Origin of the sequence: Streptomyces recifensis (genome assembly GCF_002154615.1) — a bacterium.
Taxonomy (GTDB): domain Bacteria; phylum Actinomycetota; class Actinomycetes; order Streptomycetales; family Streptomycetaceae; genus Streptomyces; species Streptomyces griseoluteus.
In genome coordinates, this window is record NZ_MUNH01000291.1 from 1 (window position 1) to 8,476 (window position 8,476).

General features: G+C 70.9%; 8 protein-coding genes. 4 read left to right on the plus strand and 4 right to left on the minus strand.

All coding sequences use genetic code 11. The annotated features are described in order from the left end of the window. The 3 genes from CCN33_RS16770 to CCN33_RS16780 all read right to left on the minus strand — a co-directional run. Positions 1 to 2,021, minus strand: a 2,021-nt coding sequence (locus CCN33_RS16770) for a DNRLRE domain-containing protein (protein WP_244173834.1), incomplete at its 3' end; no start/stop codon positions are given. Positions 2,022 to 2,241: 220 nt separating this feature from the next. Next, positions 2,242 to 2,862 (minus strand): type 1 periplasmic-binding domain-containing protein, encoded by a 621-nt coding sequence (locus CCN33_RS16775; RefSeq protein WP_244173835.1) that lies wholly within the window; start codon positions 2,860 to 2,862, stop codon positions 2,242 to 2,244. Positions 2,863 to 2,981: 119 nt separating this feature from the next. Beyond that, a complete protein-coding gene (locus CCN33_RS16780; RefSeq protein ID WP_086694402.1) occupies positions 2,982 to 3,674 on the minus strand; it encodes a PH domain-containing protein in 693 nt (230 codons plus the stop codon). Between the two features lie 148 nt (positions 3,675 to 3,822). On the opposite strand from CCN33_RS16780, the gene deoC reads away from it, so the two are divergent. The 3 genes from deoC to CCN33_RS16795 are packed head-to-tail and all read left to right on the plus strand — an operon-like array spanning position 3,823 to position 7,161. Beyond that, positions 3,823 to 4,821, plus strand: a complete 999-nt coding sequence (gene deoC / locus CCN33_RS16785; RefSeq protein ID WP_208621780.1) for a deoxyribose-phosphate aldolase — start codon at positions 3,823 to 3,825, stop codon at positions 4,819 to 4,821. Positions 4,822 to 4,826: 5 nt separating this feature from the next. Next, positions 4,827 to 6,263, plus strand: coding sequence for an aldehyde dehydrogenase family protein (locus CCN33_RS16790; RefSeq protein ID WP_086694403.1), 1,437 nt, complete (start codon positions 4,827 to 4,829; stop codon positions 6,261 to 6,263). After that, positions 6,256 to 7,161 carry an aldehyde dehydrogenase family protein gene (locus CCN33_RS16795; RefSeq protein ID WP_086694404.1) on the plus strand — a complete coding sequence of 302 codons (906 nt, stop codon included), beginning with the start codon at positions 6,256 to 6,258 and terminating at the stop codon, positions 7,159 to 7,161. The genes CCN33_RS16790 and CCN33_RS16795 overlap by 8 nt, the downstream gene beginning before the upstream one ends. Before the next feature lie 60 nt (positions 7,162 to 7,221). Here the strand turns inward: CCN33_RS16795 and CCN33_RS16800 are convergent, their stop codons facing one another. Then, a complete protein-coding gene (locus CCN33_RS16800) occupies positions 7,222 to 7,644 on the minus strand; it encodes a hypothetical protein (protein WP_086694405.1) in 423 nt (140 codons plus the stop codon). Positions 7,645 to 7,771: 127 nt separating this feature from the next. Between CCN33_RS16800 and CCN33_RS16805 the strand changes: the two genes are divergently transcribed. Beyond that, positions 7,772 to 8,407: a uridine kinase family protein gene (locus CCN33_RS16805; protein ID WP_244173836.1), complete on the plus strand. Its 636-nt coding sequence runs from the start codon at positions 7,772 to 7,774 to the stop codon at positions 8,405 to 8,407. Positions 8,408 to 8,476: the final 69 nt, after the last annotated feature.

Sequence of the window (8,476 nt, forward strand, 5' to 3'; positions counted from 1 at the left end):
TCGACCCGCGGGTCGATGCTGTTGTACGAGCGGTCGATCTGCAGCGAGGGGCCGACCACCTCGACGTCCGCGTCGGAGTCGTCGGTCGTGTAGTTGGCGTCGCTCGGGTCGAAGTCGTGGCCGTCGGTGTTCTGGGCGAGGCCCGAGGTGACCGGCGGCTGGGGCACGGCGGTGGTGAAGCGGCTGGAGTACGTCGTCTCGTCGAGTCCGTCGCTCACCCCCGCGTACCAGACGTAGTTCTTGGACCACTTGAGCTTGCCCGCCGGTATCTTCCAGCTGCCCTTGGTCAGGGCGCCGGAGGTGACGACGGGCGTGGTGCTGCCGGAGTCGGCGTCGTACACCTCGAAGCTGTAGGACAGTGCCGCGTTGGGCGCCTTGTCGGCGTCGCTCGCGTAGACGAGCAGCTCCGGCTGGAGGGTGTTGGCCTGGAAGTTCTCCGGCGGGTACGAGGCGTTGACCTGCGGCTCGACATTGGTGCCGTAGGTCAGGTCGAGCGAGGGACGCCAGGCGGAGGTCGCCGAGTCGTCGGAGTGGAACTTCTTCCAGTGCAGGCCGTCACCGGTCGGCGCGGCCAGCGCCAGGCCGTAGTTGATCCCGCCCGCGGCGACCTGGGTGAACCAGGACGTCGACAGCGGCACCGGCATCTTCACCCCGACACCGGTGCTTCCGGTGCTGTTGGTGCAGGAGGCACCCGGGTCGGGCGTGAGGGAACCGATGGCCGAGCCGTAGGACGGGCCCGGGTAGGTGGTGGTCGTCGACGGGGACCACGACTGGGTCACCGGATGGACGGAGAACGCCTCCGGGGTGCAGGTGGCGGACCACAGCGCCCAGACGTTGAGCGTGGCGGCGGTCACCTGCCGGCCGGCGATCGTCGAACCCAGCGACGAGAACTGGAGGAACGAGTTCGCCTTGGTGGTGCCCGAGTCGTATGAACCGACCTTGATCTGGGTCTCCGCCGAGCGGTTGGAGCTGTAGTCGTTCTGGACGTACGTCGCCTGGCTGGCGCCCATGACCGTGGTGGGGTCGACGGTGACGGGGTAGACCCGCTCGGGGTCGTCCAGCCAGTCCCGGTCGGCGGTCATCCGCAGCGCGGGCTCGCCGTCCACGGTGGCCAACTCGTACGTGACCTTGGAAGACCGGGCACCGTCGCCGGAACGGCGGTCGATGCGCGAGTCCTCCATGTAGGCGTGGGGGACGGTCGCGGCCACCTTGCCGTCGGCGCCGGTGAACTCGACGTCACCGTTCTTGCCGATGCGCGGGGTCAGGCCCTTCGCGTCCAGCGCGAACAGCCAGGAGTTGTCCGCGTCCTTGGAGCGCAGGACGAGGTTCTCCTTGAAGCCGTCCGCGATCGGCGCGAGCTGCACGTCGGTGCCGGGCAGGGCGTCCGCGTACAGCAGGGTGCCGTTCTCGTCCTCGGACGCCTTGGTCTCGCGGGCGCCGATGAGGGAGTACGCGACCGAACGGCCGCTGCCGAGACCGAGCGAGGCCAGCCGGTCGTCGGCCGCGTCCGGGGCGAAGTCGACGTCGACGGAGTTGGCGGTCTGCTCGAACCGGCCGTCGTCGCCCTTCTTCAGGTCGGTGTCGATCGGCGTCCAGCTGCCGTCCGCCGCCTTGAAGTTGGCCCGTTCGTCGTAGTGGCGGACGGTGGTGGAGCCGTCGGCGTTGACGAAGTAGTCCGAGGTCGCGGTGGACTTCTTGGCGTCCCGCTCGCTCGTACGGGGGTTGAAGCTCTTCGCCGAGGCCAGAGCCTTGGTGGTGGTCTTCTGGGGCCTGTTCACATGACGCTGGTAGGCGCCGAGTTCGCCCTTGCCGCGGCCCGGCTTGTGGCCGGCCGTGCGGTGGGTGCTGGTGGCCGCCGCCGAGGCGTGGTGGCTCTTGCCCCGCGCGGTGCCGCCCTGTTGGTCGGGGGTGTCGAGGGAGGAGCTGTGGGCCCACTTCGCCAGGCCGGCGAAGGAGAGTTCGGGCATGCTCAGCGCCGGCAGGGTGGCGCCGGTGGCCGCCGCTGTCTCGGTGGTGAGCATGAAGGTGAGAGAGACAAGAACAGAAAGAGCCGTAGCCCTCGCTCGACGTCTGCCGGAACTGCCCGGCGGGAACAAGCGAGGGCTACGGACCCAGCGAACACGCATGGGAGAGCCTTAACTTAAGAAGTCAGCAAAACTTCGTAAGTTTTTCTTAGATTCGGTCACTTGACCTACGCATGGCTCTCACTTTTATCTGATCTTTACTACAACTCCCGGTGTGTCACTGCCCTGAGGCCTCCACGGCCCGCTCGATCACGGCGGCCACCGTGTCCGGCAGCGCGTCGCCCGGCTGGGCCACAGTGACGTTCTTTTCCGTGTCCCGGGCCGCGCTTGACGCCCCGTCGACCAGGACGAACCGCACCTCGGCGTGGTTCGCGGCCGCCTCGCGGGCGACTCGCGCCTGTGGGGCGCCGACCGCCACCAGGACACCGCAGTGACGCTGCATCAGGCTGTTGAGGAAGGGCTGGGTGTTGGCCACCGACTGCGCGCCCGTCACCGGCACATAGTTGATCCGGGCACGCGTCTCCAGCGACGCCCGCTGCATGCCCTGCCACGCCGAGGCGGCGTCGGTACCCTGCGCGATGCCCTTGTCGCCGGTCAGCAGGCAGGCGTCGAACTCCCTGTACTGACGGGCGCGGGTGTCCGGCGGGCCGTCCTGCCGTCCGGCGAGGTGGACCCACACCCCCGCCACCACCGCGACCAGCAGCACGGCACCGGCGGCGATCCACGCCCTCCGGTCGCGCGACAGCCGGGCCGCGGCCGTCATCGCGCGCAGGAGGCCCAGCTTGTACCGGCTCTCCGGCGCCTTGTCGTTCGCGCGCCAACCGCGCCGGGTCTTCACTGCCGTCTTCCTCTGTCCTTCGGGTGTCGGATGGGGTGCGCGCCGGGGGCGCGGAGAGAGCGGGCACAAAAATCGGCGGCGGCCGGAGTCTCTCCGCCCGCCGCCGACCGTGGCCGGGATCAGCCCGTGATCAGCAGGACTGCCAGGAGTACGGCGCCCGCCAGGGCCGGGATCAGGATCTCGTAGGACCAGCGGGTGGTGATCTCGCCCTGGGCGTGTTCCGCCTCGCCGTGGCGTTCGTGGAGGTCGCGGAGGTCGTCCATGACCTTGTCGGTCTCGGCGCGGGCCGGGGCGGCCGAGACGTCGGGGACGGACGCGTCCCCGCCGAACATGCCGAAGCGAGGTCCGGCGAAGGGGCCGCTGCCCCCACGCGCCGCCTGCGCCGCCGCCTTGGCCCGCTTGTTGGCCGCGCGCTTGCGGGCGCGCAGCGAGACCGGGATCGCCCACAGCTGGAACTTGGTGCCGGAGGTGGCCAGCGCCTCGTTGGAGTAGCCCGAGCGCAGGGTGGCCACTTCACCCCAGGGCAGGACGATCACCCGGAAGGGGTTGCGGACCCGGAGGCGTTCCTGGTTGGCGAAGACCGCGGGGCGCAGGGTGAACGCCGTCACCAGGGGCACGACCAGGATCATCACGGCCAGCGCGAGCCACGGCACCCGGCCGTGGCCGCGGAACAGCGCGTCGCAGCCGAGCCAGACGACGAGGGCCAGCACGAGCACACCGCCCACGAGTCCCATCGGCGAACGGTAGATCCGGTCCCTGGCGGCGGGCACCACGGGCCGCGAAGCGGGTGACTGGTGGTCCGGGGTCGTCATGGTCCCGATTCTGCACGAAGGGGACGCGACCACCACCACCTGGCCCGAGAGAGGAACGCATCCGTGACCTGCGACGGTGGGACTGCCCACAACCCGGCCCCCGGGGCTATACAGCCGCTACGCGCGTAGATATGCTCGTCTGGTGACCATGCCCTCCCCCAAGTCCTCGGCGTCGCTCGAACAGGGCGGTGCCCCCCTCGCGTCCCCCGCACAGTCTCTCGCCGACGTCACCGCGTCCGACAGCACGCTGCGCCGCTTCCTCCACGGGCTGCCCGGCGTCGACGCGGTCGGCCTGGAGGCGCGTGCCGCGTCGCTCGGTACCCGTTCGATCAAGACCACCGCCAAGGCGTACGCCATCGACCTCGCCATCTCGATGGTCGACCTGACCACCCTGGAAGGCGCCGACACCCCCGGCAAGGTCCGGGCGCTCGGCGCCAAGGCGGTCCACCCGGACCCCACCGACCGGACGACCCCGACGACAGCGGCCGTCTGCGTCTATCCCGACATGGTGGCCGCCGCCAAGGAGGCCGTCGCCGGTTCCGGCGTCAAGGTCGCCTCGGTCGCCACCGCCTTCCCGGCCGGCCGCGCCGCCCTCGCCGTGAAGCTGGCCGACGTACGGGACGCGGTCGCGGCGGGCGCCGACGAGATCGACATGGTCATCGACCGGGGCGCGTTCCTCGCGGGCGACTACCTCAAGGTGTACGACGAGATCACCGCCGTGAAGGAGGCCTGCGGGACCAGCGCCCGCCTGAAGGTCATCTTCGAGACCGGCGAGCTGTCCACGTACGACAACATCCGCCGCGCGAGCTGGCTGGGCATGATGGCGGGCGCGGACTTCATCAAGACGTCCACCGGCAAGGTCGCGGTCAACGCCACCCCCGCCAACACCCTGCTGATGCTGGAGGCGGTGCGCGACTTCCGCGCCCAGACCGGGGTCCAGGTCGGCGTGAAGCCCGCGGGCGGCATCCGCACCACCAAGGACGCCATCAAGTTCCTGGTGCTGGTCAACGAGACCGCGGGCCAGGACTGGCTGGACAACCACTGGTTCCGCTTCGGCGCCTCCTCGCTGCTGAACGACCTGCTGATGCAGCGTCAGAAGCTGGCCACCGGCCGCTACTCCGGCCCCGACTACGTGACGGTGGACTGATCACCATGGGTTCCCTCTTCGAGTACGCACCGGCGCCGGAGTCCCGCGCCGTCGTCGACATCGCCCCCTCCTACGGCCTCTTCATCGACGGCGAGTTCACCGACTCCGCCGACGGCAAGGTCTTCAAGACCGTCTCCCCCGCCACCGAGGAGGTCCTCTCCGAGGTCGCCCGGGCCGGCGAGGCGGACGTGGACCGCGCGGTCAGGGCCGCCCGCAAGGCGTTCGCCACCTGGTCGGCGCTGCCCGGCTCCGAGCGCGCCAAGTACCTGTTCCGCATCGCCCGCATCATCCAGGAGCGCAGCCGCGAGCTGGCCGTGCTGGAGACGCTGGACAACGGCAAGCCGATCAAGGAGACCCGCGACGCGGACCTCCCCCTGGTCGCCGCCCACTTCTTCTACTACGCGGGCTGGGCCGACAAGCTCGACCACGCCGGCTTCGGGGCGAACCCCCGCCCGCTGGGCGTCGCCGGCCAGGTCATCCCCTGGAACTTCCCCCTGCTGATGCTGGCGTGGAAGATCGCCCCGGCGCTGGCCACCGGCAACACGGTCGTCCTCAAGCCGGCCGAGACCACCCCGCTGTCCGCCCTGTTCTTCGCGGACATCTGCCGCCAGGCGGGCCTGCCCAAGGGCGTCGTCAACATCCTGCCGGGCTACGGCGACGCGGGCGCGGCACTGGTCGGACACCCCGACGTGAACAAGGTCGCCTTCACCGGCTCCACGGCCGTCGGCCAGGAGATCGCCCGCACGGTCGCGGGCACGAGCAAGAAGCTCACCCTGGAGCTGGGCGGCAAGGGCGCCAACATCGTCTTCGACGACGCCCCGATCGACCAGGCCGTTGAGGGCATCGTCACCGGCATCTTCTTCAACCAGGGCCAGGTCTGCTGCGCGGGCTCCCGGCTGCTGGTCCAGGAGTCGATCCAGGACGAGCTGCTGGACGCCCTCAAGCGGCGCCTGTCCACGCTGCGTCTCGGCGACCCGCTGGACAAGAACACCGACATCGGCGCGATCAACTCCGCCGAGCAGCTGGCCCGGATCACCGCGCTGGCGGAGCAGGGCGAGGCGGAGGGCGCCGAGCGCTGGTCCCCGGCGTGCGAACTCCCGTCGTCCGGGTACTGGTTCGCCCCGACGCTGTTCACCGGCGTCACCCAGGCGCACACCATCGCCCGCGACGAGATCTTCGGCCCGGTGCTGTCGGTCCTCTCCTTCCGCACCCCGGACGAGGCCGTCGCCAAGGCCAACAACACCCAGTACGGGCTGTCGGCCGGCATCTGGACCGAGAAGGGCTCCCGCATCCTGGCCGTCGCCAACAAGCTGCGCGCCGGAGTCGTCTGGTCCAACACGTTCAACAAGTTCGACCCGACGTCGCCGTTCGGCGGTTACAAGGAGTCGGGCTTCGGCCGCGAGGGCGGCCGCCACGGCCTGGAGGCGTACCTCGATGTCTGAGAAGACCGAAAAGACCGAGCCGCGGCTGTCGGTCTTCAAGACCTACAAGCTGTACGTCGGCGGGAAGTTCCCGCGTTCCGAGAGCGGCCGGGTGTACGAGGTGACGGACTCCAAGGGCAACTGGCTGGCGAACGCACCCCGGTCGAGCCGCAAGGACGCCCGTGACGCGGTCGTCGCCGCGCGCAAGGCGTTCGGCGGCTGGTCCGGCGCGACCGCGTACAACCGCGGTCAGGTGCTGTACCGGGTGGCCGAGATGCTGGAGGGCCGCAGGGAGCAGTTCGTCCGCGAGGTCGCCGAGGCCGAGGGCCTGTCCAGGGCGAAGGCCGCCGCCGTGGTGGACGCGGCCGTCGACCGCTGGGTCTGGTACGCCGGGTGGACCGACAAGATCGCCCAGGTCGTGGGCGGCGCCAACCCGGTCGCGGGCCCGTACTTCAACCTCTCCTCGCCCGAGCCGACCGGCGTGGTCGCCGTGCTGGCCCCCCAGGACTCGTCCTTCCTGGGCCTGGTCTCGGTGCTGGCCCCGGTGATCGCCACCGGCAACACCGCGGTCGTCGTCGCCTCCGCGAAGGCCCCGCTGCCCGCCCTGTCGCTCGGCGAGGTGCTGGCCACCTCCGACGTGCCGGGCGGAGTCGTCAACATCCTGTCGGGCGGCACCGCCGAGCTGGGCGCGCCGCTCGCCGCACACCAGGACGTCAACGCGATCGACCTGGCGGGCGCCGACGCCGAGCTGGCGAAGGAGCTGGAGATCGCGGCGGCGGACAACCTGAAGCGCGTTCTCCGTCCACAGCCTGTGGACTACACGGCGACTCCCGGCATCGACCGCATGACCGGGTTCCTGGAGACCAAGACGGTCTGGCACCCCACCGGGGCGCTGGGCGCGGCGGGCTCGTCGTACTGAGCACACACGAAAGCCGCGCCGCCCCCTTCACCTCAGGGGGGCGGCGCGGTTTCGCGTTGGTCAGCCCTTCGGCGTGAGCAGCCCCAGGGCCTGCCCGACGACCGGGACCGCGCCGAAGGACGGGGCCTGGGCGATCGGGGCGGTCAGCGCCAGGGTGCTGAGCGGCTTGAAGTCGGCGATGGTGGTGCCGATGCCGTTGTTCAGCGGGTCGGTGCCGGTGCCGGCCAGCGGGTTGGGCTTGAGGCCGGCGATGGTGCCGGTGGCGTAACCGACCGACGTGGTCAGCGCGTTCACCCCGGACTGCGGGTTGATGTCGCCGATGTCGGCGGAGCGCAGCGGCGGCACGTCCACCAGCGGTGCGGCCGTCTCGGCATGGGCCGTGCTCGCGCCCGCCGCCAGGGCGGCCCCGGCCGAGGCGAGGGCGATCAGGGCGCGCCGCGCGGCGGGCTGACGGGGGGACCGGGGTGCGGAATGTCGGGCCATCGGTGGTGCCGCCTTCTGGTGCGCAGGGTAATACGGTCGACACGTAGGGTAGTTGAGATGTGACGCACGCTCCAATGCGGACCCGCGGGGTCGGCAGGACGGCCACCATGCGTCAAACTGGTGTTCCGTGAGCATCCATCCTCCGTCCCCCGCCCGTGTGGTGCTGCTGTGCGGCCCCTCCGGTTCGGGCAAGTCACTCGTCGCCGCCCTCTCCGGGCTGCCCGTGCTGCGCCTCGACGACTTCTACAAGGAGGGCGACGACCCCACCCTGCCGCTGGTGGAAGGAAGCTCCGACATCGACTGGGACCATCCGGAGTCCTGGGACGCCGACGTGGCCCTCGCGGCGATCGCCCGCCTGTGCGCGTCCGGTGCGACCCCGGTGCCGGTGTACGACATCTCGCTGAGCGCGCGTACCGGCGAGGACACCCTGAGCATCGGCCGTACCCCGCTGTTCATCGCCGAGGGCATCTTCGCCGCGGAGATCGTCGAGCGCTGCCGTGAACTCGGGCTGCTGGCGGACGCGCTGTGTCTGACCCGGGGCCCGGTCACCACCTTCCGGCGCCGCTTCCTGCGCGATCTGAAGGAGGGGCGCAAGTCGGTGCCGTTCCTGCTGCGCCGGGGCTGGCGGCTGCTGCGCGCGGAACGCTCGATCGTGTCCCGCCAGGTGGCCCTGGGCGCCCACGCCTGCGGCCGGGACGAGGCGCTGAGCCGGATGGCGGCTGCCGCGGCGGGCCGGCAGGTACGGCAGCAGACGGCGGCCTGAGCGGGCCGGGACATGCGGAAGCGGGACTGTGCGGCCCCCCAGCCGTCCAGCCCCGCCTCCGGGTGATCC